Below are 23,535 nucleotides of genomic sequence, written 5' to 3' on the forward strand. Positions count from 1 at the left end.
GGGTTGCCTGGGAAAGCCGGAGGGTGTTGCGATGGCCGAGCACGACGAAATTCCGCTGCCCGCATCGCCATTTGAGCCGTATCCATTTCGCGCGGTGCGTGACGTGGATTCGGTGCGGTTCGAGGCCATCGGTGAGCCGCCCCCGGCGGAGTCGCGGCTGCGATACGGCATCCTGATTCTCATCGCGGCCGGTCTGCTGGTGTTCTACCTGGCGATTGCCATTTCGCTCGCCCTGCAGGGCCGCGGGCCTGGCTGGTGGTTTCACGCGCTCGTAGCCACGTTTGCGGTCCTGATCTCGGGCACCGTGGTCCGCGACCTACGCCTGCGTGATTACCTCCTGGAGAGCGAGATATCCCGACGGGCGGATGGCGCGCTCGAGTTGTGGTATCGGTGGCGCAATGGCGCGCCGCAGGTCTACTGCCTGACCGAGCCCGCGCGCATCATCGTATTATTCCGGCAGGATCTGGACGCCACCCGCTCGTGGCGTAAAGTGTCGGAAGACCAGTCGGCGCCCCGCGAGGAGAAGTTCCGCGACGAAATCATGATCGAGTTGTACCTCGTCGGAAACGCCATGAATCCCCGCATCCCGATACTTCGGCAACGATGGCGCCCGCTGATTCCGTGCATGACTCGATACTTCCAAGAGCACGCAACCGATCTGAACCGCGCGGAGGCGGTGGAAGCGGCCCAACCACTGGCACGCGCGCTTCACGAAGTCCTGCGCCTTCCCGTGGAGTTCCGAGTCGCTGGCGGTCCGCTGCTGGAGCGTCTCGAGACCCCTTCGGGAAGCTGGAACTCCTGAATGGCGAGATTGCGCTGCGGGCTCCGTCCCCGGGGCGCTCAGTTCGTTCCGCCGAGCCGCATCAGGGTCTTTCGCGCGTCCTCGGCGCGAATTCCCGAGTCTTCCAGGACGGAAAGGGGCGTATGGCCGTTGAAATCGCGGATATTCGGATCCATGCCGTGCTCAACGAGCACCTCGATGACGCGCGGGTTATTATGCAGGACCGCGTAGTGAATCGCCGTCTGCCCCGCCGCATCCTGTAGCTCAATCAGGGCCGGCTGCTGTGACAGCAGGGCGGCAACCTTCGCCGCGTCCCCGAATTCGACGGCGCGGACAAAGTCCTCGACTGGATCGTTCGAATAACTCACTGCGGCGGCGGGCCCCGCGCCCGAACAGCCCGGGCCCCATGCCGCCAGCAACAGGATGGCGGCGCTCCAGGCCGCCCGCCGAGTTCCGCCGCGCAACCAATCCCTCATGTTCAGCCTCCAGGATACGTCGGACCTGCGTTACATGCCATACGGGCTTGTCCGGGCGGAAGGGCATTCGCGCCCCCCCGCCCGGACGGATTCTATATCACGGGAAGGGTTGGCCGGTCGGCGCGTTCTGCACAACCTGCGTCACCATCCAGAACTTGCTGCCGGTGGCCTGCGGATACTTGGCGTATTCCACGTGGCCATCCATGAAGAGGCAATTGACCCCGCCCGGCACATGGTTGTAGTTCGACGCGGTAATCAGGCCGCCCGCGTCGTTCGTCGTCAGGATCGTGTCCCACATCACCGCGATCTCCGACTGCGCCTGCGCGGACGCGCCGGGGTTGTTGATGTCCGTAATGAAGAAGCGCTCGATCCCTTCGCGGATCGGCCGTGTCGTGACCGTCCGGCCCGTGGAAATGGTCCACGAGAAGTCCGAATTCCAGCCCGATATGCGCCGCAGCGGCTGGCCGTTATTCGTAAACGTATTCGAGATCAGCGTTACGTCGGCCTCGGTCTGGAACCAGTCCCCCTGGATAACATGGCCCCAATAGCTGTAGCTGTAATTCGAGGCCAGCGCAAAGCAATTGAGTTCGGGCACGACACCCGGGCCCTTGCACTTGTTCTGCGGAACGCCCGGCACGTGCACCAGGTTACCGTATATCCGCAGATACTCGTCGGGAATAATCTGGACGCTCGCGTTGTCGGCATAGCTGTGGCCGCTCCCGATCACGCGCCAGAAACCGCGATCCTCGGCCCCGCCCGTGTAGTCATCCGGCACCCACGAATCGTAGCCCTGGGAGTCGGAAGGGCAAAACGCCAGCTTCCAGTCCGTCCAGTACTCGGGATACAAGTGACCCGCGCTGACCCACCGCGCGAGGTCGGCCGGGCTGCTGGCATCGGTGAACGCCACACCCGGCGGCACGAGATTGCGGTTCGCATTCGCCTGGCGCGGGGGAAAACGCTCGCCCTTGCTCTCGTTGGTGTACATCTTGAAGATCACGCCAAACTGTTTCAGATTGTTCTGGCAGGAGGCCCGCCGCGCCGCTTCGCGCGCCCGCGCGAGAGCCGGCAGCAGGATGGCCGCAAGTATGCCGATAATCGCAATGACGACCAGCAATTCAATCAACGTAAATCCGCTTTTCTTATCACTTCGTTGCATGGTTCAAATCCCCTACTAATGATGGTGATGATAGACTCCACGAACTCCTGAACACCTGTACCGCCCGCGCCGCGTTCACCTCCTCTCCCGCTCCCGTGGATACCGGGCCCACGAAAGCCCGCATTGGGATGGCGTCCCCATCGCAAAAAGATGGAAAAGCACAACCCGAGAACGACACCAATGAAGAAAACTCTGCCCGTGCGCTGCCCGTTATACTTCGCCCGCGCGACGCCGTCCCCGGCCCGAGAGCACCACAGGCTCTTTGGCCCAATTCGGCAACCGCGAAGGCATCCGCCGCCATTGCGCAACGTCCCCGGTCATTTCGACGATCAACGCCCGAATTGAGCCGAGTAATTATTGGTATACTCTAATTTCTGGATTCTGTCAAGGGCTTACTATATTTCCGTCTTTTTCGCATATTGTCGCCGATAGTGCTATATGCCGCTATTCCCGTATCCGGGCGCCCGCGGCCGAAGCCGAATGGGATGGAACCACCCATGGAGCCAACTCCGCCGCTGGCCGAACCCGAGTTTGAAGCGCGAATGAACGTGAATTGCTACGATGCGGCAATTCAGCCGTTTCAGGAAGCAAGGCGCAGGAATACCAGCAAATGATCCTTCGAGTCACGAAGAAGCGCATACAGGCGGGAGGTGCGCGGTGGCGGAAATGTCAGCGCCCCTGGCCCTGTTGCCTTGCGCGCTCCGTGAAGGCTTCGGCATACTGCGGGCAGGCCGTGTATCGACGTTTCGCAAGGAGAATTTCCGCCATGTATTTGTTTCGTATTGTGTCGCGTGTGTTATTTGCGCTCGCATTTCTGGCTGCCGCGCATGTTTCCTCCGCCGCGGCCGAAGAACGCCCGAATATCATCTTTCTGCTGGGCGATGACCTGCGCTGGGACGCGATGCGGCACGCGGGCAACCCGATCATCGAGACCCCGGCCCTGGACCGCCTCGCGGCGGACGGGGTGTCGTTCACGAACAGCTACGTGACGACCTCCATCTGCATGGTGAGCCGGGCGACGTTCTTCACCGGACAGTACGAGTCGGCGCACAAGATCCACGATTTCGCGACGCCGTTCGCGCCCGAGGCCTTCGCGCGGACGTATCCGATGTTGCTGCGCGCGGCGGGGTACCACACGGGCTTCATCGGCAAGTGGGGCATAGGCGGCGAACTGCCGGAGAAGGATTTCGACTTCTTCGAGGGCTTCCCGGGCCAGGGGCACTATTACGACCCCGAGGACAAGGACGAAAAGGGGCCGCACCTCACCGCGCGCATGGGCGATCACGCGCTGGCCTTTCTCGAGGCCGCGCCCGCGGACAAGCCCTTCCTGCTGTCGGTAAGCTTCAAGGCGCCACACGTGCAGGATCAGGACCCGCGCCAGTTCATCCCCGATCACAACCTGGCCCACTTGTACGCATCCGACACGATCCCGGCGCCGCGCAAGGGCGATCAGGCCTACTTCGAGGCGCTCCCGGAATTCATGCACACCACCATCCTGCGCGAACGCTGGGAAAAGCGCTTTGCGACTGAAGCGATGTACCAGGAGTCCGTGAAGAACTATTACCGGCTCGTGACCGGCATCGACCGCGTTGTGGGGCGGATTCGCGAGGCGCTGGAGGCCAGGGGCGTGGCCGGCAACACCGTGATCGTGCTCACCGGCGACAACGGCATGTTCCTGGGGGAGATGGGCTTCGCCGGGAAGTGGTTCATGCACGAGGAGTCGATCCGCGTGCCGCTCCTCATCCACGATCCGCGGCTGCCCGACGAACGGCGGAACCGGAAGCTCGACGCGGTCGCGCTGAACATCGACATCGCGCCGACGCTGCTCTCGCTCGCGGGGCTCCCCGCGCCCGAGGCCATGCAGGGGCGCGATCTGGCGCCCTGGCTTCGGGGCGAGGCGCCGCCGTGGCGGAGCGAATGGTACTACGAGCACCACTACATCCGCGATCGCGTCCCCGGCATTCCCGCGACCGAGGGCGTGCACACCGGGCGCTGGAAATACATCCGCTACCCCGACAGCGAGCCCCTGATTGAGGAGCTGTACGACATGCACGCGGACCCGCACGAACTCGTCAACCTGGCGAAGGACCCCGCCCACGCCGACACCCTCGAACAACTCCGCGCGCGGTGGGCCGCCTGGCGCGATGCGGTCCAGAAGACGGGCCCGGAATGGTCGGAGCCGCGGTGAATGGGGGAAACCCGGGCGGTGGGGGGCGGGAGGCGGCTCTACGTTGCCTCATTCGCGCGATTGGATGGGCCGGTATACGGTTTCGGTCTCTTCCCACTCAATGCCGGGCTTGGTCTCAATGGCATTGCCTTGACTCGGAAGCACCAGATCGATGGTGTCGCCCGCGCGGGCGCCACGGTATGTGATGGAGCCGTATCCGTTGCGGGAGACGGCGAGCAGGTGTTCCCCTTCGGGTATCGAATGCAGCTCGAAGCGCCCGAAGGCGTCGGTCTGTCCCGTATAGCGCGCGCCGGGTGCGTCCTGAACGGTGAGCGCAACGCTTGCATGCGGCACCGGAACGCCGCTCTCGTCAGTAATCACACCGTATATGGATGCGCCGTATTCGATGGTAAATCGCAGGCCACTCTGGTGTTCGCCGGGCCGCAGCGTGATTTCGCCCGCGGGCTGCGGGGTTCCGGCGCCAGCGCCAGGATTGTGGTACGGCCCGATCTCGACGAAATAGGCGCCCGCGGGCAAACCGGCAAGGTAAAAGAACCCATCGGCTTCGGTATAGGCGTTGCGCCGGACCTGCGGGCCTTCTTCCTGCTCCTCATACCGCCGCAGACGCAGGCGAGCGAGCGCCGGCGCGCCGTGCGCGTCTGTGACGAAACCGGCAATCGAGGCGCCTGGCGAATCGTCGAGCTGGAGTACAATATCCGAGCGGCCAGCCGCGGTCAACGCAATCGGCCCGAGAATCGCGCTCTCCCCGGAGCCACCAATCGCTTTCATGTGGACTTCATCGGATGCGCGGCATTTGGCGAGGTGGAATTTTCCATGGGCGTCGGTTTGTCCGTTGGCGGTCCAATAATCCTCGGGAGTATCCGACAGAGGGGTCCACGCGCGCACTTCGGCGCCCGGCACGGGGTCTCCCGCCGCGTCAATAACCGTGCCTGATAGCGTTGTGGAGCTGGGCCAGGCGAAGTCCAACGTATACCCATCGGCATCGGGAGGAATTTCGGCGTTTATCTGATGCGATTCGCGCGCATGCACGAACTCAAATACACCGCTGCGCGCGGGGATCCCGGTAAGGGTGTAGTTTCCGCCGCCGTCCGTGACGGTCTTTTTGACGCCCGCGAACTCGACATTGAAAATTGTGGCGACCACAACATTCGCAAGACCTTCCCCAGTAGCTTCTTCAAAGACCTTTCCCGAAACTGTTACGGCGGCCTCCACGAACAACTCCACCGAGAGTCCCGGCGCGCCTGAGTCGACCGGAACGCGCAAAGGTTCGCCCGCCAGCACCAGGTTATCACTGGCGCCGTACACAACATAAGTGTCCTCACTGACCCCGTCCAGAACAAAGCGGCCGGCGGCATCGCTACGCACAGGGGGGACTTCATGATCACCGCCCAGCGCGCTGGCGCCCACCGGAAAACCTGGAACGGCGCTCCCGTCGGCGGCGGAACGCACCACGCCCTGGATCCGGCCGCCGGGTCCCAGGACCAGAGTAACCGATTTTGCGCCGGGTTGGACAGGCTCGCTATACGCGGGAGCATAACCTGTAGCCTCCGCCACAAATTCATAATAGCCGGGAGGAAGCGCCTCAAACGTGAAGGCGCCATCCGGCCCCACGGTAACCGCCAGCCGGGCGCCATCCAATTCGAAGGGCCGGTGATCCTTCCGTAACACAGCCACGGACGCGTCCGGAACCGGCTCTCCGGTGGTATCGGTGACGCGTCCGGCAATCTTCGATGCGGGGGCCAGGACCAGGGTCTCCACCGCCCCGCCGTTGGGATCTGAAATATTCACCATCGCCAGGGCGGCGCGGTCGTCCTTCCGCGCCTCCAACAGATACGTGCCGGTGGCCAGGCCCTCGAATAGGGCGGCGCCACGCGCATCCGTGACGGCGTCGTGCCGGGCGGAGGGCGCAGGCGCGCCTCTCGCGTCAGAGGGGGAATAATGGATTGCCTCCACGGACGCGCCCGACTCGGGGTTGCCGTCGCGCGCGAGCACCGTCAGCCGAATAAACGCGTTGCCCTCAGGTCCGGAAGGTTCATGAGGCGGCTCCGGGGCAGGAAGAACCTCCACTTGAGCGGGGGGTGATAACTCGGGCTGCGCGGGGCTCGCCACCCCCTCAAATTCCTCGGGAGCATCCTCAATACGCGGGACGCTGTACGTCACCAGGAGGAAAATGACGCTGGCCATTCCCGCCAGACCGGCTAGTACCCAATGCAGCCTGGGATTACTCCTATTGCTTCTTGTTCGACGGCGCATCGAATCCCCGATCGCATTCCAATGCCAAATGCAATTCACAGGTCTTGGCTATCGTGCCGCATTACACTGCCACTATATGTTGTTTATCAGACTATAGCTCCTCTGTCAATGAAAAAAATGAGCAGCGATGCCATTCCAGCCTGCTTGTTGGGTGGCTGTTTGGCCGGACATCAGTTACATTGGATATTCTGCTTGCAGGGTAGCCGATTCGCTGGTGCACGACGTCTCCGGGGCCCGGAATGGTCGGAGCCGCGGTGACGGACAGAAACCCAGGTGGTGTCGGGCGGGTCTAACGCGCATTGTAACCCCGTGGAACCATTCCAAAAAGGACCTGTTATCGATGAAAAGTGCGTTTCTATGTTTGATGATGGCCGCGTTGTCCCTGCCGCTTGTGGCGGGTGCGGAGCCTACCTTTGGCGAGCGGCTGGGCTGGAAGGTGACAGACCGAGTGTTGATTGTGCACAACGACGATACGGGCATGTCGCACGAGGCGAATCTGGGCACCATTGAGGCCTACGAGAAGGGCGTGCTCAGTTCGAACAGCGTGATGATGCCGTGCTCCTGGGTTCCGGAATGGCGCGACTACATGCTGGCGAATCCCGAGCTGGACAACGGGCTGCACCTGACGCTCACGTCGGAGTGGAAGCATTACCGGTGGCGGCCCGTGGCGGGGGCGGCGTCGGTTCCCGGGCTGGTGGACAAGGACGGCTACATGCACCGGGGCGTCATGGAGGTGTACCAGCACGCGACGGCGGACGAAGTGGAGACGGAAATTCGCGCGCAGATTGAACTGGCGGAGCGGATGGGGATGCCCATCACGCACCTCGACTCGCACATGGGCACGCTTTTCTACAATCCCGGGTATTTCGAGCGCTACATCAAGGTGGGGATCGAGAAGCAGATCCCGATCATGATGATCAGTGGTCGCGGCGAGGCGGAAAACGAAGTGCAGCGCCAGATGTTGCCGCGGATTCAGGCGGCGGCGAAGATGGTGTGGGAAGGGGGCCTTCCGGTACTGGATTATCTGTACACCTCGACGGCGGACACGAACGATCCGGAGGAGATGACCGAGGCGCTGATCAAGAACCTGCGCGAGCTGAAGCCGGGCATCACGCAGATTATCCTGCACGCGACGCGGCACAGCCCGAATTTTGAAGCGATTTCCGGTTCCGGCAAAAAGCGCGAGGCGGAGCTGGAGATGGTGCTGAGCCCGGCGGTGAAGAAGGTCATCGAGGAGGAGGGAATCATCCTCACCACCTACCGCGAGCTGATGGAGCGCCGGAAAGCGGTGAAATAGCCCGCGCGCTATGCGCCGTTGATCGCGGTAAAGATCTCCGGCTCCAAGACCGCTTTGGTTTCGATGCCCGGTACCGCCTTGCGCAGGTACCGGGCAATTTTTGTGGCGATGTTGCGCTCGGTGCCCACGTGGCCCGCGTCGATCAGGGCCAGGCCGCGTTCCCGGGCGCTGTCGGCTTCGTGATACTTCAGGTCGCCCGTGACGTAGACATCGATATCCCTGGGCACGCGGGGAATCTCGCCGCCGCCGGCCCCGCCGCAGACCGCGACCGTCCGGACTTTCGTGTTCGGCTGTCCCACGAAGCGCACGTGCTGGAGTTTGAGCGCCGCGCGAACGTGTTCCGCGAAGGCGCGCAGGGGCATGGGGGACTTCAGGACACCGCGCGCGCCGAGGCCGAAGCGGGGGTCGCGATTTTCGAGGGGGACGATGTCATAGGCCGGCTCTTCGTAGGGGTGGGCGTCGCGGAGCGCGCGGATCGCGGTGGGTACGTTGACGCGCGGCAGCAGCATCTCCAGGCGGCGCTCCGGCTCCTCGTTCAGTGCGCCGGCGCGCCCGGAGAAGGGGTTGGCCGTGTCGTCGGGGCGAAAGGTCCCCGTGCCCGCCGTGCTGAAGCTGCACTCCGAATACGCGCCAATCTGGCCGGCCCCCGCGTTCGCCAGGGCCTCGCGGACCACGGCCAGGTGGGTCTCGGGAACGAAGGTAACGAGCTTGACCTGGCCGGCGCCCGGCGCGGGGATGAGCGGGGCGACCTCCAGCAGGCCGAGATCGTCCGCCAGCAGCGTGTTGACGCCCTGGGGCACGACGTCGAGGTTGGTGTGCGCCGCGAAACAGGCGATGTTCGCCGCCGCGATGCGCAGGCACAGCGCGGTGTGCGGATCGTCCGTGCGGAGGTTCTTCATCGGCCGGAAGACGAGCGGGTGGTGCGCCACGATCATCTGGGCGCCCCAGCGTTCCGCCCGCCGCACGACGTCCTCCGTGATCGTCAAACAGGTAAGTACGCGCTGCACCGGCTGGGACGGCTGGCCCGTTTGCAGGCCGACGGCGTCCCAGTCATACGCCAGGGCCGCCGGGGCCCACGCTTCCATGGCGTCACAGAGGGTCTTTACGGTTGCGGGCATGCGGTGCTCCCGGGGGGATTACGGAACGTCAATTCTTTCTGCGTTTATGATGGGCTGCAGCTCGCGCCGGAGCGCCTTGTCGGTGACAAGATCTATGGTGCGCCCCAGCAAGTCTTCAAGATAGAATTGAACCCCGAAGTAGCGGGACGCGGTGGCCGGGCCGTCAAAAGTGACCAGGATATCCAAGTCGCTATCCGACCGCATTTCATCCCGAGCGGCCGATCCGAACAGCGAAAGGCTCTTGAGTCCGAATTGTTCCCGAAGCGCCTGCTTGTGTGTTCTGAGCACGGTCAGTACTTCTTGCTGTGTCACGAAATTCTCCACGAATAGTTGATTATTCGTAACATTCTAGCCGTTTGAAGCAGCGACGCGTGGAAACAGCGCAAACCGCCCGTTAACATGCGAGGAAGCGCGGCAAAGGATCGCGGACATTCCTGTCCGCGGCAGGACGAGCGCAAGACATTTCGTAATCGATGCGCACGTGAAGAGACCCACGCCCCGAATGCATTCCGCTCCTTGGGGCGTCACGTTTCGATTCCAGACGAATTGCGTCTCTCTTTATGTCCCGAGCTTCCTTTACCGCGGACACGAATGTCCGCGATCCTGTTGTTCATGCCTGTCTTGGCCGAGACAGGCCTTCAAGGCGTCAGGTGCTTCATTCCGCATTTCTCTCGGCCTGTCCCTATTCTACACTATCGGCTGCTCCGTGTGCCCTTGTTCCGCGGAGCGGAACGGTATGCATTCCCACGGAGACCGTGGGAGCGAGGGGGGAGTGGGATGTGATATTCGCACGCTTGTCCCGCGGAGCGGAACGGAACGCATTCCCACGGAGACCGTGGGAACGAGGGGGGGAGTGGGATGTGATATTCGCACGCTTGTCCCGCGGAGCGGAGCGGAACGCATTCCCACGGAGACCGTGGGAACGAGGGGGGGAGGGGGATGTGATATTCGCACGCTTGTTCCGCGGAGCGGAACGGAACGCATTCCCACGGAGACCGTGGGAACGAGGGGCTGGGTACGCGCCTGGTGATCCGGAGAGAAACGGTATGTGCCGCGCGATCCTGCCTTTCCGGACGCGAAGTCCCCGGAAAGGCAGGTTCGTGCGCACCCCCCTCCGTTGGGATTGTCTCGATGGATGGGGCGCGATGCCTTTCGGTGGTCCGCCGCCGGGGCAATCGCACCTAAACCCGATCATGGCAATTGGGCGCAATCTTGAGTCGATTTTGAACCTTGAATCAAGGAAAGTGAGCACGCTGGAGCGCCGGCATCTCTGCCGGCAAGGTCAGGGATTCGCCGCAGGCGAAATGCCAGCGCTCCAATACGCGCCCTTTTCTGAGTTTCCAGTGGTTCGAATGGCGATTGGCTCGTACACGAATTTATATGCTATTGCCGCGCCGCGCCGCGCCGTGCACGGGTGGCGGGCGGTGTGGTATAGTGCGGGCTCCGATTTGTTCCCATTCATCTACCGGCGGAGTTGTATCTGAACCATGTCGAATGGCGCCTATAATCACCAGGAAATTGAGAAGAAGTGGCAGGATTTTTGGCTTGAAAACAAGACCTTCAAGTCCGAGATCGACCCGGAAAAGCCGAAATTCTACTGCCTCGACATGTTCCCCTATCCCAGCGGGGATGGCCTGCACGTGGGGCATCCCGAAGGCTACACCGCCACCGACATCGTCTCGCGCTACAAGCGGATGAAGGGCTACAACGTCCTGCACCCGATGGGCTGGGACGCGTTCGGCCTGCCGGCGGAGCGCCACGCGGTCCGCACGGGCGAGCACCCGGCGATCATCACGAACAAGAACTGCGACAACTTCCGCAAGCAGATCCAGGCGCTCGGGCTGTCCTACGACTGGGATCGCGAGATCAACACCACCGATTCGAAGTACTACAAGTGGACCCAGTGGATCTTCAAGGTGCTTTTCGAGCGCGGCCTGGCCTACGAGGTGGAGGCGCCGGTGAACTGGTGCCCGGCCCTGGCCACCGTGCTGGCGAACGAGGAGGTGAAGGACGGGAAGTACGTGGAGACCGGGGATCCGGTCGAGAAGCGCATGATGCGCCAGTGGATGCTGAAGATCACGGCGTACGCCGAGCGCCTGCTGGAGGACCTCGAAGGCCTGGACTGGCCCGAGGGCATCAAGGCGATGCAGCGCGAGTGGATCGGCAAGAGCACCGGCGCCGACGTGGATTTCATGGTGGTGGGTTCGGGGGAGGTGTTTACCGTGTTTACCACGCGTCCCGATACGCTCTTCGGGGCGACCTACTGCGTGTTCGCGCCGGAGCACCCGCTGGTCCGCCAGATCACCACGGACGCGCAGCGCGGGGCGGTCGAGGCCTACATCGAGGCGGCCTCGAAGAAGAGCGCGCAGGACCGCATGCGCGAGGACAAGGAAAAGACCGGCGTCTTCACGGGCGCGCTGGCGATCAATCCGGTGAATGGCAAAGACATCCCGATCTGGATTGCGGATTACGTGTTGGCCGACTACGGGTACGGCGCGATCATGGCGGTGCCGGGGCACGATACGCGCGACTATGAATTCGCGAAGGCCTTCGACCTGCCGATTGTCGAAGTGATTTCCGGCGGCGACGTCTCGAAAGAGGCCTTCACCGGGAACGGCACGCTGGTGAATTCGTCGTTCATCGATGGCCTGGACGTGCCCACCGCCAAGCAGACCATGATCGAGTGGCTCGACGAGCAGGGCATCGGCAAGGGCACGGTGAACTACAAGCTCCGCGACTGGCTCTTCTCGCGCCAGCGCTACTGGGGCGAGCCATTCCCGCTGATCCGGACCGAGGACGGGACCATCAAGACCGTGCCGATGACGGACCTGCCGCTGACGCTGCCGGAACTCGACGAATACAAGCCGACGGCGGACGGCGAGCCGCCCCTGGCCCGGGCTACCGAGTGGGTGAACACGACGGACCCGGAGACGGGTAAGCCGGCCATGCGCGAGACCAACACCATGCCGCAGTGGGCCGGTTCATGCTGGTATTTCCTGCGCTACTGCGATCCGCTGAACGACGAGGCGGCCTGGTCGAAGGAGGCGGAGGACTATTGGATGCCGGTGGACCTCTACGTCGGCGGCGCGGAGCACGCGGTGCTGCATTTGCTCTATTCCCGCTTCTGGCACAAGGTGCTCTACGACGCGGGCTACGTCCACACGAAAGAGCCCTTCCAGAAGCTCTTCAACCAGGGCATGATCCTCGCCTATTCCTACAAGGACGATCATGGCAAGTACTACTATCCGCATCAGGTCGAGAAACGCGGCGAGGGGTACGTCGTGAAGGCGACCGGCGCGCCGGTCCAGACTCAGATCGAGAAAATGAGCAAGTCCCGCTACAACGTCGTGAATCCCGACGACGTGGTGAAGGCCTACGGCGCGGACTCCATGCGGCTCTACGAAATGTTCATGGGCCCGCTCGACCGTGACAAGCCCTGGACCGACGAAGGCGTGCAGGGCGTGCACCGCTTTCTCAAGCGGGTCTGGTCGCTTTACATCGATACGGAGAGCGGCGCGTTGCACGGCCGGATCGTGGAGCGGGGGGGCGACCCCGCGATGCGCAAGGAACTCCACAAGACGATCAAGGCCGTGAGCCACGACATCGAGGGGCTGTTGTTCAATACGGCCATTGCGCGCATGATGGAATTCGTGAACGCCGCAATGAAGGCGCCCGCGATCGACCGCGCGGTCCTGGAGGAGTTCATCCTGCTGCTCGCGCCCTTCGCACCCCACCTGGCCGAAGAAGTCTGGCGGCGACTCGGGCACGATGGCACCCTCGCCTACGCGCCGTGGCCCGGCTGGGACGAGGCCCTGCTCGTGGAAGACGCCATCGAGCTTCCGGTGCAGGTCAACGGCAAGCCCCGCGCGACCATCAGTGTACCCAGGGACGCAGACAAAGAAACGATTCTCGCCGCCGCCAAGTCCGAGCCAAAGGTGCAGGCCCAGATCGACGGCAAGACACTCGTCAAGGAGATCTACGTGCCGGGGAAGATTGTGAATTTGGTGGTGAAGTAGCCTGAAATGGTACAAATCAATTGATTACGTTGATCTCCCGGGCCTGCCCGGGTTAAAGCATTGAGGAAAGCCCCACGGCATTACATTTATCGGCGTGTGCTGCAGGGATCGCGACGGGGGCTGATTGACCCTGGGCGATATTCGGACTACAATGATTTGGGTAGGTAGGAGAGACATCGTTCATCCGGAAAGGCGCGAGTATGGAATGCACCATCATGCGGAATGGGGAAATTTCATTGCCCAGGCAATTTCTGGATGCCCTGCACCTGAAGCAGGGAGACAGATTGATACTGGAGCAGCGCGACGACGGATGCTGGCTTCTTCGCCCCAGAACGCGCCCCGTTGAGTCATTGAAGGGGCTCATTCCGTATTCCGGCCCAACGAAGACCATTGAAGATATGGATCGGGCAATTGCAGAGAATGCTGGAAAGTAGCCTTCTTGTTTGCTCTGGATACCAATGTGCTTGTTCGTTACATCGTTCGTGATGACGAGCGCCGAATACAAGACGTAACGCGAATCTGGAACCTGCAAATCCGGCCACATTAATGCCAGCCTTTGTAGGGTTACCCACCCAACCCAGCCACTAAGTTTTGTGCCGCGCCGACGGCTACCCCCACATATTGCGGTAACGGGCTCCCGTCGTGTATGATCAGGGTGGGTCCTTCAGCGCGCCATGCCCGTTGCGGGTGCGCTGTGGCAGGGGCTCAGTCCAATCGTAAGGGTTTCTCGCCGTGGGTCTCCTCGAGCTTGTAGTCAGCATATTCGCCAGCATCATTCAGTTTTTTGTCTTCACCGCGCAGGCCATTCTCACTGTTCTGTTCGGCACGTCCGCGCAGTAGGCGCCCGCGATTCCGAAAGGCCCTGCGGGGTGTTCAGGGCTGTTCGGGAAGGTCCTGCTTCACGTAGAGCCAGGCCGCCTCGGGCCCGAGGGGCGTTTCCACGCACGCCAATACGCGCTGGTACAGTGAAGGGCCGCCGGGCTCGAATTCCTCGTAACGGTCGAGCCGGGGGAGGGCGTGCGCCGGGTCGCGCAACACCGCGAGTTCCCCCTCCACCCACGTCCAGTCGCCCGGCGGCGTCACCACCTCGGCCCGCCTGACGACCCATGCGAGCGCCGCGTCGGCCAGCGGATCCGCAGTTCCCTCCGCCAGCACCGCCTCGGGTGGGATGCGTAGCGCGGGGTAGCCTGCGGGAAGCCGGTGAAGCCGCCCGGGAATTCGGGCTGGCTTGACGGATTCAAGAAACGGCGCGACGAGGGCGTGGCCGGGTTCTCCGGTGCGGAGGGTGCCGTAGAAGAAGAGGGGGATGCCATTTATCGGCATGCCGCAGCTTTCCATGTCAACTCGCTGCGCCGGGCGCATGGTCTTGTACACCTCGATCGCGTGGAATCGCGCTCAGGATGCACAGCACCGCGAGCGGCGCGAGGAAATGCGCGCTTCGGACGAGGACCTCGTGGTGGTGTCCCACGCCAAAAGTCGTAACGCGCGCCAGTGCGGTGACGAGTCCCCAGAAGGCCATCCAATAGAGGACGGCGGGTCGGGGGCGTACGAGCACCAGCACGGCCACGAGAATATCCACCACCCCGATGGCGCGCATGATTTGAACTGTTACGAATTCCGAGAGAAAATGCCCGGTGAAATTGTAGGCCGTGCCGATGATATAGTCGATGAAGCGGGGGTGCTGCATCAGCGCTTCGATGCCGTGCACCGTGAACACGGTAGCCAGGGCCGCCCGCAGCAGCCAGGCGGTGAGGCTGAGATGCCGGTGCGGCCCGAGGCCGCGGCTCAGGAGTCCGATGTAGAGCACGGCAAGCGCGGCGGGCGCGCCGTAGCGCAGGGCATGGGCGTAGAGCGTCCACTGCGAAAACGGGAAGCCGGCATTGAAGTATTGCGCGGCGGCTTCGAGGGTGACCAGCAGCGCGATAGGCAGTGCGAGCGCCCAGTGGGGCCGGAGCAGCGCGGCGATGGCGAGGGCCAGCAGCAGCCAGGCGGCCAGCCGTTCCACGGGGGCGACCTGTGGGTGGGTGAAGCCCCATTCCAGGAAAAAATACGTCCCGAGGCCACTGCCCAGCTTGCGCTGCACGGCGGAGACCATGCCGATGGCGTAGCCCAGAACCGCCAAGCGCAGCAGCCAACTGGCCACGGCCACGCCGGCCGGGCCGCCGCGAAAAGCGCGCGGTGGGCCAGAATCAATTGCGCGCATGGTGTCTTCCCGCTATTCGGCCGCGACTGTTTCCAGAACCTGCACGGGGATGGTGAAGTCGTCGTGGATTTCCCCTTCCATCCCGTAGGCCCGTCCGCGGAGGCTCTCCTGCGTGAATTCCAGCAGATGCACGTGAAATTCCGACTTGGCCAGGCCGGGGCTCTGCAGGTACCAGCGCGCCGGATCCGGGGTGCGCAACGGGACGCCGAGGCCGCCATCGCCGATATAGGTGATGCCTTGCTCGTGGGGGCCGCCATCGCGGATGGGCAGGGTGCGCTTCAGGGCGTGATCGTGCGACTCGGTGACGATGTCCACGTTGTACTTCTCGAATAGCGGAACGAAGTAATGGCGCCGGTCCTCGCCATCGGTCCATCCGCGGACGCTGGGATAGGAGGGCTTGTGGTACTGAGCATAGAGCCAGCGGTTCTTCGGTCGCAGCTCCTTGAGTTGCGCATCGAGCCAGATGCGCTGCTCGCCCGCCAGGCTGATTTCGGTGTTCAACGTGACCAGGGCGATCTCGCCGGTGAGTTGCGTAACGTAGTAATAGTCGTGAGCGCGCTCCGGCCACCAGAACATCTCTTCGAACCCGATCGCGCGATCATGGTTCCCGCGTACGGGGACGATCGGGATGATCCTGCCGCCGTCGGTGATGGTCAGCTCGTGGTCGGTCAACCAGGGGCGCATGTAGCGCAGTTCGGCGCGCTGGTAGAAGTCGCCGCCGTGACAAAACGCGATTATGTCGCCGTCCGCCTCGGCCAGGGCCTTCATGCGCTGGTTCATCCCGCGCCGGTCCTTGTGCAGGTATGGTTCCGATCCGCCGATGCGCGAATCGCCGCCAAAGAGAATGCTGACATTGCGGCCGTCGTCGGGCGCGGTAATGAAATGGTATTCGCGGGAGTGCTGGCCCTGGCTGGAGATGACGAAGAAGTACGCCTTGGCGGGTTCCAGCCCGGAGAGATAGGCGTGGTGGTAGTAGAGCGGCGGCTCGCCATAGGCCAGGTCGTCTTCGGTTCGGGTGAACTCGCCGCTGTGAACGTCGCGCACGTGCATCGCGTAGGCGTCCAGATCGCCGCCCCGCGATTGGGTGTCGTAGGAAACGCGGTTACCGGTGCAGGGCGCGGTGGTCGACCAGGATATGACGGCCTCGCGCTGCGGGTTTTCCATCCAGGTGATGCGGACGTGTCGCGGTTCCGTGGAAACCGGCAGGACTTCGGATTTTTCCAGGGCCTCCTGGGCCAGGGCGGATCCCGCGAAAAGCAGCGACAGCGCGCAGAGGGGGCGAACGATATACTTCATCATGCATTGTTCCATGGTCGGGATTGCCGCAAACGGGCAATCACTTCGCTTCAGGCCGAAGTGCGGCTCAACAGCCGCACCGTAACGGTTTCCGGCGGTCAATTGCAAGCCGTCGCGCGTTCGCACACCCCGATGCGAGACCGTCCCGCCGAAGGCCGCCAACTACCGGCTATGCAGCGCGAAAAACTCCCAAATCGCCCGGCTGGCGTCGATATCCCGGGACGTGCGCCCGACGCCGGCCGGCGTCTCGATCCAGGATGGCGCGCTGCCGGGCCACGTGTGCCCGCCCCCATGGATCCGGTAGAAGTGGACGGGCGCACCGTCCTGTCCGGCGCGGTAGCGTTCGACAAGGACGCGTGTCCCGTCGTTTGGGTCGGCGTCAGGCCACAGCATGATATTGGGGGGACTCACCGCGCGGTTCGATTCGACCCAGTACCCGATAGCCTCGCGGGCCGAAAGGTAGGTGCGGGCGTTCGCGGGGCCCTGCTGAACGGCTCCGCCTTCCCACGGGAAGAAGGGGTCCTCCGTCCCAAATAGGATCAGCATGGGGATTGGGGATTCCGGCGCGCATGCGTTGTCGAAGCCCTCGGGCAGCGTGATCATGACCGACGCGGCGGCGGCAAAGCGATCGGACAATTCGCACGCGAGCCGCTGGGCCATCAGGCCACCATTGGACGCGCCGCACACGTAGACCCGCGCGGGATCAATGGGATACTCGGCGAGGAGGTGATCCAGCAGCGCGCCGATAAAGCCGACATCGTCCGCGTCCTCTACGAGGAGTTGTTTACCGGACTCGTCCGTGGGGTCGCCGTTCCAGAGAAAGCTTACCCCCTCCGGATAACAGACGATGAAGCCCTCCTCGCGGGCGATCAGGTCGAAGCCCGTCGTAATGGCGAAGCTGTCGCCCGTGCCGGCGAAGGGGTGCAGGGCCAGGATCAGGGGAACAGTCTGATCGGGCGGGAGCGCGGGGGGGACATAAAGCAAATACCCACGTTCGCGCCCGTCGTGCTCCAGGGTGTGACGGATTCGATCGGGTGTGGCGGGGCAGCCCACGAAAATGATAGCACTGGCCGCGACTGCGGCGACACGGAAAACTAGGGCGATTGAATGGCTATGCATGGACTTTGTCCCGGGCGCTGCCTGGTTCCGGCGGCCAGCTCGAAGGGGCGCTGCCACTATATTCGCGGCGCGCCGAAAATGAATCAACGGCGACTTTTTCCCCCGAAACCCGGATTCGATGGCTATGCTATAGTGATTAGCGTGGCGCAAGCCAATATGGGCTCTACGTGCCGGTTGCAGCTGGATACCGTCGGTGCCCCAGGATGTTCGTTCAACTCAGGAGGTACAAACGATGTCGATGAACCGCAGAAGCTTTCTTGGAACCTCGCTGGCCGGCGCCGCGCTCCTGGGTGCGCCCGCCTGGGCCGAGAAGCGCGAGGGCATGCCCTACCGCGACTTGGGAAAGACCGGGGAGAAGGTGTCCCTGCTGTGCGTGGGCGGCGCCCACATCGGCATGAAGGACGTCACGGACGAGCAGTCCATCGCCATCATGCGCGCCGCGGTCGACGAGGGGGTCAACTTCTTCGATAACGCGTGGGCCTACCATGGCGGGCGCAGTGAGACCCTCATGGGCCAGGCGTTGAAGGATGGCTACCGCGACAAGGTCTTCCTGATGACAAAGGGGCAGGCCTGGAACGCGGATCTGGCCCGGAAATACCTGGAAGAGAGCCTGCGGCGGCTCGACGTGGATATGATTGACTTGTGGCAGGTGCACGAGGTGGTTCGACCAGAGTACCCGGCGCAGGTGTACACCGAAGGCGTGCTCGAATACCTGCTGAAGGCGAAGGAGGAGGGCAAGATCCGGTACATCGGCTTTACCGGACATCACCTGACCAGCATACACCTCGAAATGATTGATCGCGGCTTCCCCTTCGATGCGGTGCAAATGCCCATGAGCGTCCTCGACTACCATTTCTGGAGTTTCCAGCAGAAGGTGCTCCCGCTGGCCCTGGAAAAGAATATGGGCATCATCGCCATGAAAACGCTCGCGGGCGGCGGCGTGATGCAGGCGGGAACGGCGTCCGTCGCCGAGTGCCTGCGCTACGCCATGTCCCTGCCCGTGTCCACTGTGGTCTCCGGCATGCAGTCCATGGAAGAACTAAAGCAGAATCTGGCCGTGGCGAAAGCCTTCACGCCCATGGACGAGGCCGAAATGGCGGATTTGCGCGAGCGCACGAAACCCTCCGGCGAAGACGGGCGCTTCGAGGCCTACAAGACTGCCTGGCACAAGGATGTTCAGGAAAAAATGATCGCGGAGGGGCTTACACCGGGTTAATCCGCAAACCGGGCCAACACGGGAAGATGGTCGCTCAGCGCGAACGAACCGGGGTCGTCCGGATTCGTCCGAAACGCGCCTTCGAACAGCACCCGGCAATCGCGAATGCGGGAGGCCAGCGCGCCGCCCGCCCAGATGTAGTCGATGCGCCGCGACGGCTTGTCGCTCCGGATGGTCATCCCGGGCGCGTCACTTGCGCGGGTGGCGGCGTCGACCAGCCCCGCGGCTTCCCATCGTGCGTATTCCGGCCCGTCGGGCGCGTGGTTCAAATCGCCTTGGAATAGGACCGGTCCCCCCGCGTCCAGCGCGGGTTTCATAGCTTCGAGTATCGCGGTTACTTCTCGCTCCCGCACGGCCGCATCGCTGGGGTGTAGGTGTGCGCTGAATAGCGTAATTTCGCCGTCGGGGTGGCGAAGGGAAGCCTGGCAGAAATGGCGCGTGAACAAATCCGCTGGATGGCTATCGTCGGTTTTGGAATGATTGACACTGTTCGATATCGGAAAACGGCTGATTATCGTGCCCGGAAAGCCCCCGGGAAACCACGCATGCGACAGGCCCAATGCGTTAGCAATCTGTTCGGCGACCGCTTCCGCCGGTGACTCCTGAAACGTCACGATGTCCGGCGAATACAGCGCCAACTCCATGGCGACGCGGTCCGCCATCTGAGCGGCGGCCCGGGCTCCGCGTTCCGTGTCGGTGTCCAGGTAGGGATAGCCCCGGCAGGCCAGCACGTTGTAAGAGATTGTGGTGAATCCCCCGGCGGGTTGGGCGGGGGCGCGAAGCGGCGCGCCCAGGAAGGCGCTCGCGGCGGCGCTGGTGACGAGGAAGGCTCGGCGGTTCATCGGTGTTTCCTTTCATGAATTGACTTTCTGCCGTCCGGCGAATACAGCGTAGACGGATCGCGTCATGGAAGGCAATGCGTCGCATCCCCTATAATTGATGCTCGCGGCGCGCCCGGCAGCAGTGGCGTCGTGCGCCGATCCGTTTGCGGCTCGGATCGCCTGTGATCGGCTCGTGATCAACTCAAACCTACACAAACAGGAGTAAATCGTGAGAAAAATTCTATTCGCCGCCATCGTCGCATGCCTCTTTCTGCCCGCGTACGGGGCCTTCGCACAGCCCGGACCCGATGGGAAAGCCCTCTACGGCCAGTACTGCGCGCAATGCCACGGCGCCGAGCTACAGGGCGGCAACGCGCAGAGCATGCTTGACGGCGTATGGCAGTTTGGTGAAGGGAAGGGATACGTGGCGCGGAATATCAAGCATGGCATTACGCACCTGGGCATGCCGGCTTACGAGTCCACCCTGGACGATGCCCAGATTGAGGCGATCACGGATTTCATCCTGAATGCGGAAAAAGAACGCGGGGTCACGCGACCTGCGCCGCCTTCGGAGGTTCAGACCCTGGACTATGTCGTGGACGTCGAGCAGTGGGTCACCGATCTGGAGATTCCCTGGGGCATCGCGTTTCCCGATGAGCGTACCGCGCTGGTGACCGAGCGGCCCGGCCCGCTTCGGATCGTGAAGGACGGGAAGCTTGATCCGAAACCGGTATCCGGGACACCGGAGGTGGTGGTCGAGGGCCAGGGCGGCATGCTGGAGGTGGCTGTGGATCCGGGCTACGCGGAAAACGGCTGGGTGTATCTCGCGTACAGCCACGGCCTGACCGGCGGGTCTGAACGTGTTCCCTCGATGACGCGGATTGTGCGGGGTAAGGTTGAGAATGGCGCCTGGACGAACGAGCAGGTGGTCTTCGAGGCGCCGCGCGAGAGTTATCTGACGGGGCGGGTGCACTTTGGTTGCCGGATCGTGTTTGATGACGCGGGACGCCTCTACTTCTCGATCGGGGATCGCGGATCGCAGGATATGGCGCAGGATCTGAGCGTGCCGAACGGCAAGGTGCACCGCGTGAACCGCGACGGATCCATTCCGGCGGACAACCCCTTCGTGAACACGCCCGGCGCGATGCCGTCGATTTTCAGCTACGGAAACCGGAACCCGCAGGGCCTGGCGTGGCATTCCGGCGACGGCCTGCTCTGGGCCAACGAGCACGGCCCGATGGGCGGCGACGAACTGAACGCGATTCGGGCGGGCAAGAACTACGGGTGGCCGGTGATCACGTACGGTCGGAATTACAACGGCACCGAAGTCTCCTCGATCCGGCGGAAGGAAGGAATGGAGCAGCCAAGCTTCTACTGGCTGCCGTCGATCGCCGTCTGCGGGATGGACGTGTACTCCGGTAGCCAGTTCCCCGAGTGGGAGGGGGCCTTGCTGGTCGGCGCCCTTAAGTATGAATCGGTCGCCGTGATGCAGGTGGACGAGGACCGCGTCATGCACGAGGAGGTCATCCTGAAAAACGCCGGTCGCGTGCGCCAGGTGGTCGCCGGGCCGGACGGCGCGGTGTACGTGCTCACGAACAGCCCCGACGCCATCCTCAAGCTGACAAAGAAATCCGACCGGACCTATTGATCCGGCTGCGGAGCGTTTTCGCCGCCATGGGCTCAGGCCTGTGGCGGCGTTTCTATTTGCATCTCCTGAACCTTCTTCCGGAGGGATTCCTTGTACTCATGGAGCCGTTCCAGGAGCGCGAGATTGGGAGACTCGCCCCCCGCCGCGAGGATTTGGGCCGCGATCAGGCCGGCGTTGAAGGCGCCGCCGATGGCGACGGTGGCCACCGGCACGCCGCGGGGCATTTGCGCGATGGAAAGCAGCGCGTCCATCCCGCTGAGGTGTCCAATAGGCACCGGGACGCCGATGACGGGCAGGGGCGTGTGGGCCGCGACCATACCGGGAAGGTGGGCGGCCCCGCCGGCGCCCGCGATGATCACGCGGATGCCGCGATCCGCGGCCTTCAGCGCGAATTCGGCCATTTCAATCGGGGTGCGGTGCGCGGAGACCACAGCCATCTCATAGGCTACGCCGAGCGTGGCGAGGGCGTCGCCCGCTTCCTGCATGACGGGCAGGTCGGACTTGGAGCCCATGATAATGGCGACGCGCGCCGGCGGTGTGGTTTCCATGTGTCTCTCGCTTCTGGGGCGTTTGCGCGGCCTACAGGATCATCCCGGCGGCAACGGTCTCGTTGGTGAATTCGTCGATCAGGATAAGGCTGCCGGTGGCGCGGTTTCTGGCGTAGGGGTCATACATGAGTGGTTGCGACGCCCGGATCTGGATTCGACCGATATCGTTCATTCCGATGGCGATGTCATCCGGAACGCGGTGCAGGGTGTTGATGTCTATTTTGTAGTGTACCTGCTTGATAATGCAACGCGCATCGCGGGTGGTGTGTTTCAGGGCGTACTTCCCGCCCGGCTGCAGGGGCTTCGGATTCAGCCAGCAGACCATCAGGTCGAGGTCCTGGCCGGTGCTCGGCTGATTGGCGGGTTTTACGAGCATGTCGCCGCGGCCGAGATCGATTTCGTCCTCAAGCAGGATCGTCACCGACATCGGCGCGAACGCCTCCTCCAGCGGGGTGTCGAACTGCTCGATGGCGCGGATCCGGCTCTGCTGGCCGGAAGGCAGGGCAAGCACTTCGTCGCCCGGCTTGAACACGCCGCCGTGGACGCGCCCGGCGTAGCCGCGAAAATCGTGAAAGGCGTCAGACCGCGGCCGGATCACGTACTGTACGGGAAATCGCGCGTCCACGTGGTTGTGGTCCGCGCTTACCTGCACCGTTTCCAGCGTGTACAGGAGCGTCGGGCCGCCATACCACGGCATGTTCGCGGAGGGCTCCACGACGTTGTCGCCCTGCAGCGCGGAAATGGGGATATAGCGGATGTCGGGAATCGCCAGCTTGCTCGAGAAGGCGCGGAAGTCCCGGCAGATCTCCTCGAATCGTTCCTCGCTGTACCCGGCGAGGTCCATTTTATTCACGCATAGCACGAGATGCTGAATGCGCAGCAGCGAGGCGATGAACGCGTGGCGGCAGGTCTGCTCCACAATACCCTTGCGCGCATCAAGCACGACAATGGCGAGATTGGCCGTCGACGCGCCCGTCACCATGTTGCGCGTGTACTCGATGTGGCCCGGGGTATCGGCAATAATGAATTTGCGGCGTGGCGTGGCGAAATAGCGGTAGGCGACGTCGATGGTAATGCCCTGTTCGCGTTCCGCGCGAAGGCCGTCGGTGAGCAAGGCGAGGTTCGGCCCATCCTCCCCGCGCAGGCGGCTGGTGTGCGTGAGGGCGTCCAATTGGTCCTCGAAGATGGACTTGGAGTCGTAGAGCAGGCGCCCGATCAGGGTGCTCTTCCCATCGTCCACGCTGCCCGCGGTCGTAAACCGCAGCAGCCCCATCTGACTGTTGTCCACCTGATCCAGTTCCTTGAGCAACATAGCTTCTCCGGCTGGGGTTTCAAGAGCTTGAGTGATCGCGACCCTGGATGTCCACGCTCGCGGGGATGGGGGAACCTGTCTTAAGCG

The 23,535-nt window shown here is 63.2% G+C and carries 19 protein-coding genes; 7 read left to right on the forward strand and 12 right to left on the reverse strand.

What is annotated here, in order from left to right:
- Positions 1-31: 31 nt before the first annotated feature.
- Positions 32-802 carry a hypothetical protein gene (locus KF886_12960; protein MBX3178265.1) on the forward strand — a complete coding sequence of 257 codons (771 nt, stop codon included), beginning with the start codon at positions 32-34 and terminating at the stop codon, positions 800-802.
- Between the two features lie 38 nt (positions 803-840).
- Here the strand turns inward: KF886_12960 and KF886_12965 are convergent, their stop codons facing one another.
- Both KF886_12965 and KF886_12970 read right to left on the reverse strand, forming a co-directional pair.
- Complete coding sequence (locus KF886_12965) at positions 841-1,257, reverse strand: ankyrin repeat domain-containing protein (GenBank protein MBX3178266.1); 417 nt, start codon at positions 1,255-1,257, stop codon at positions 841-843.
- Positions 1,258-1,354: 97 nt separating this feature from the next.
- Entirely contained in the window at positions 1,355-2,164 is an 810-nt protein-coding gene (locus KF886_12970; GenBank protein ID MBX3178267.1) for a hypothetical protein, read from the reverse strand.
- Positions 2,165-3,179: 1,015 nt separating this feature from the next.
- Here KF886_12970 and KF886_12975 point away from each other — a divergent pair.
- Entirely contained in the window at positions 3,180-4,601 is a 1,422-nt protein-coding gene (locus KF886_12975) for a sulfatase (protein MBX3178268.1), read from the forward strand.
- A gap of 48 nt (positions 4,602-4,649) precedes the next feature.
- Here the strand turns inward: KF886_12975 and KF886_12980 are convergent, their stop codons facing one another.
- Positions 4,650-6,785 (reverse strand): carboxypeptidase regulatory-like domain-containing protein, encoded by a 2,136-nt coding sequence (locus KF886_12980; GenBank protein ID MBX3178269.1) that lies wholly within the window; start codon positions 6,783-6,785, stop codon positions 4,650-4,652.
- A gap of 409 nt (positions 6,786-7,194) precedes the next feature.
- On the opposite strand from KF886_12980, the gene KF886_12985 reads away from it, so the two are divergent.
- On the forward strand, positions 7,195-8,151 hold the full coding sequence (locus KF886_12985; protein ID MBX3178270.1) for a polysaccharide deacetylase family protein: 957 nt from the start codon (positions 7,195-7,197) through the stop codon (positions 8,149-8,151).
- A gap of 8 nt (positions 8,152-8,159) precedes the next feature.
- Here the strand turns inward: KF886_12985 and KF886_12990 are convergent, their stop codons facing one another.
- Positions 8,160-9,269: a Nif3-like dinuclear metal center hexameric protein gene (locus tag KF886_12990; GenBank protein MBX3178271.1), complete on the reverse strand. Its 1,110-nt coding sequence runs from the start codon at positions 9,267-9,269 to the stop codon at positions 8,160-8,162.
- Between the two features lie 18 nt (positions 9,270-9,287).
- Positions 9,288-9,581, reverse strand: a complete 294-nt coding sequence (locus KF886_12995) for a nucleotidyltransferase family protein (GenBank protein MBX3178272.1) — start codon at positions 9,579-9,581, stop codon at positions 9,288-9,290.
- Between the two features lie 1,175 nt (positions 9,582-10,756).
- Between KF886_12995 and leuS the strand changes: the two genes are divergently transcribed.
- Positions 10,757-13,285, forward strand: a complete 2,529-nt coding sequence (gene leuS, locus KF886_13000) for a leucine--tRNA ligase (GenBank protein MBX3178273.1) — start codon at positions 10,757-10,759, stop codon at positions 13,283-13,285.
- Positions 13,286-13,485: 200 nt separating this feature from the next.
- Positions 13,486-13,719 carry an AbrB/MazE/SpoVT family DNA-binding domain-containing protein gene (locus KF886_13005; GenBank protein ID MBX3178274.1) on the forward strand — a complete coding sequence of 78 codons (234 nt, stop codon included), beginning with the start codon at positions 13,486-13,488 and terminating at the stop codon, positions 13,717-13,719.
- A 439-nt stretch (positions 13,720-14,158) separates the two neighbouring features.
- On the opposite strand, the gene KF886_13010 is transcribed toward KF886_13005, so the two are convergent.
- From KF886_13010 to KF886_13025, 4 genes are all read right to left on the reverse strand, one after another.
- Entirely contained in the window at positions 14,159-14,608 is a 450-nt protein-coding gene (locus KF886_13010) for a gamma-glutamylcyclotransferase (protein MBX3178275.1), read from the reverse strand.
- A gap of 16 nt (positions 14,609-14,624) precedes the next feature.
- Entirely contained in the window at positions 14,625-15,488 is an 864-nt protein-coding gene (locus tag KF886_13015) for a hypothetical protein (protein MBX3178276.1), read from the reverse strand.
- A 12-nt stretch (positions 15,489-15,500) separates the two neighbouring features.
- Positions 15,501-16,787 carry a metallophosphoesterase family protein gene (locus tag KF886_13020; GenBank protein MBX3178277.1) on the reverse strand — a complete coding sequence of 429 codons (1,287 nt, stop codon included), beginning with the start codon at positions 16,785-16,787 and terminating at the stop codon, positions 15,501-15,503.
- Positions 16,788-16,946: 159 nt separating this feature from the next.
- A complete protein-coding gene (locus KF886_13025) occupies positions 16,947-17,903 on the reverse strand; it encodes a prolyl oligopeptidase family serine peptidase (GenBank protein ID MBX3178278.1) in 957 nt (318 codons plus the stop codon).
- A gap of 238 nt (positions 17,904-18,141) precedes the next feature.
- Here KF886_13025 and KF886_13030 point away from each other — a divergent pair, with 238 nt between their 5' ends.
- Entirely contained in the window at positions 18,142-19,119 is a 978-nt protein-coding gene (locus KF886_13030; GenBank protein MBX3178279.1) for an aldo/keto reductase, read from the forward strand.
- Here KF886_13030 and KF886_13035 read toward each other — a convergent pair.
- A complete protein-coding gene (locus KF886_13035; protein MBX3178280.1) occupies positions 19,116-19,961 on the reverse strand; it encodes an endonuclease/exonuclease/phosphatase family protein in 846 nt (281 codons plus the stop codon). The genes KF886_13030 and KF886_13035 overlap by 4 nt on opposite strands.
- Positions 19,962-20,169: 208 nt before the next feature.
- On the opposite strand from KF886_13035, the gene KF886_13040 reads away from it, so the two are divergent.
- The gene (locus KF886_13040) at positions 20,170-21,588 is read left to right on the forward strand and encodes a PQQ-dependent sugar dehydrogenase (GenBank protein ID MBX3178281.1); all 1,419 of its coding nucleotides are present in this window, start codon (positions 20,170-20,172) and stop codon (positions 21,586-21,588) included.
- Between the two features lie 32 nt (positions 21,589-21,620).
- Here KF886_13040 and purE read toward each other — a convergent pair whose 3' ends face one another.
- Both purE and KF886_13050 read right to left on the reverse strand, forming a co-directional pair.
- Entirely contained in the window at positions 21,621-22,136 is a 516-nt protein-coding gene (purE, locus tag KF886_13045) for a 5-(carboxyamino)imidazole ribonucleotide mutase (GenBank protein ID MBX3178282.1), read from the reverse strand.
- A gap of 31 nt (positions 22,137-22,167) precedes the next feature.
- The gene (locus tag KF886_13050; protein MBX3178283.1) at positions 22,168-23,409 is read right to left on the reverse strand and encodes a 50S ribosome-binding GTPase; all 1,242 of its coding nucleotides are present in this window, start codon (positions 23,407-23,409) and stop codon (positions 22,168-22,170) included.
- Between the last annotated feature and the right edge of the window lie 126 nt (positions 23,410-23,535).

The organism is Candidatus Hydrogenedentota bacterium (genome assembly GCA_019637335.1).
In the GTDB taxonomy this organism is placed as follows: Bacteria; Hydrogenedentota; Hydrogenedentia; order Hydrogenedentales; family JAEUWI01; genus JAEUWI01.

Bases quoted from the DNA above. Each gene is read 5' to 3' on its own strand.
- KF886_12960 (MBX3178265.1), top strand. From the start codon at position 32: ATGGCCGAGCACGACGAAATTCCGCTGCCCGCATCGCCATTTGAGCCG.
- KF886_12965 (MBX3178266.1), bottom strand. From the start codon at position 1,257: ATGAGGGATTGGTTGCGCGGCGGAACTCGGCGGGCGGCCTGGAGCGCC.
- KF886_12975 (MBX3178268.1), top strand. From the start codon at position 3,180: ATGTATTTGTTTCGTATTGTGTCGCGTGTGTTATTTGCGCTCGCATTT.
- KF886_12980 (MBX3178269.1), bottom strand. From the start codon at position 6,785: ATGGCCAGCGTCATTTTCCTCCTGGTGACGTACAGCGTCCCGCGTATT.
- KF886_12985 (MBX3178270.1), top strand. From the start codon at position 7,195: ATGAAAAGTGCGTTTCTATGTTTGATGATGGCCGCGTTGTCCCTGCCG.
- KF886_12990 (MBX3178271.1), bottom strand. From the start codon at position 9,269: ATGCCCGCAACCGTAAAGACCCTCTGTGACGCCATGGAAGCGTGGGCC.
- leuS (MBX3178273.1), top strand. From the start codon at position 10,757: ATGTCGAATGGCGCCTATAATCACCAGGAAATTGAGAAGAAGTGGCAG.
- KF886_13005 (MBX3178274.1), top strand. From the start codon at position 13,486: ATGGAATGCACCATCATGCGGAATGGGGAAATTTCATTGCCCAGGCAA.
- KF886_13010 (MBX3178275.1), bottom strand. From the start codon at position 14,608: ATGCCGATAAATGGCATCCCCCTCTTCTTCTACGGCACCCTCCGCACC.
- KF886_13015 (MBX3178276.1), bottom strand. From the start codon at position 15,488: ATGCGCGCAATTGATTCTGGCCCACCGCGCGCTTTTCGCGGCGGCCCG.
- KF886_13020 (MBX3178277.1), bottom strand. From the start codon at position 16,787: ATGATGAAGTATATCGTTCGCCCCCTCTGCGCGCTGTCGCTGCTTTTC.
- KF886_13025 (MBX3178278.1), bottom strand. From the start codon at position 17,903: ATGCATAGCCATTCAATCGCCCTAGTTTTCCGTGTCGCCGCAGTCGCG.
- KF886_13030 (MBX3178279.1), top strand. From the start codon at position 18,142: ATGAACCGCAGAAGCTTTCTTGGAACCTCGCTGGCCGGCGCCGCGCTC.
- KF886_13035 (MBX3178280.1), bottom strand. From the start codon at position 19,961: ATGAACCGCCGAGCCTTCCTCGTCACCAGCGCCGCCGCGAGCGCCTTC.
- purE (MBX3178282.1), bottom strand. From the start codon at position 22,136: ATGGAAACCACACCGCCGGCGCGCGTCGCCATTATCATGGGCTCCAAG.
- KF886_13050 (MBX3178283.1), bottom strand. From the start codon at position 23,409: ATGGGGCTGCTGCGGTTTACGACCGCGGGCAGCGTGGACGATGGGAAG.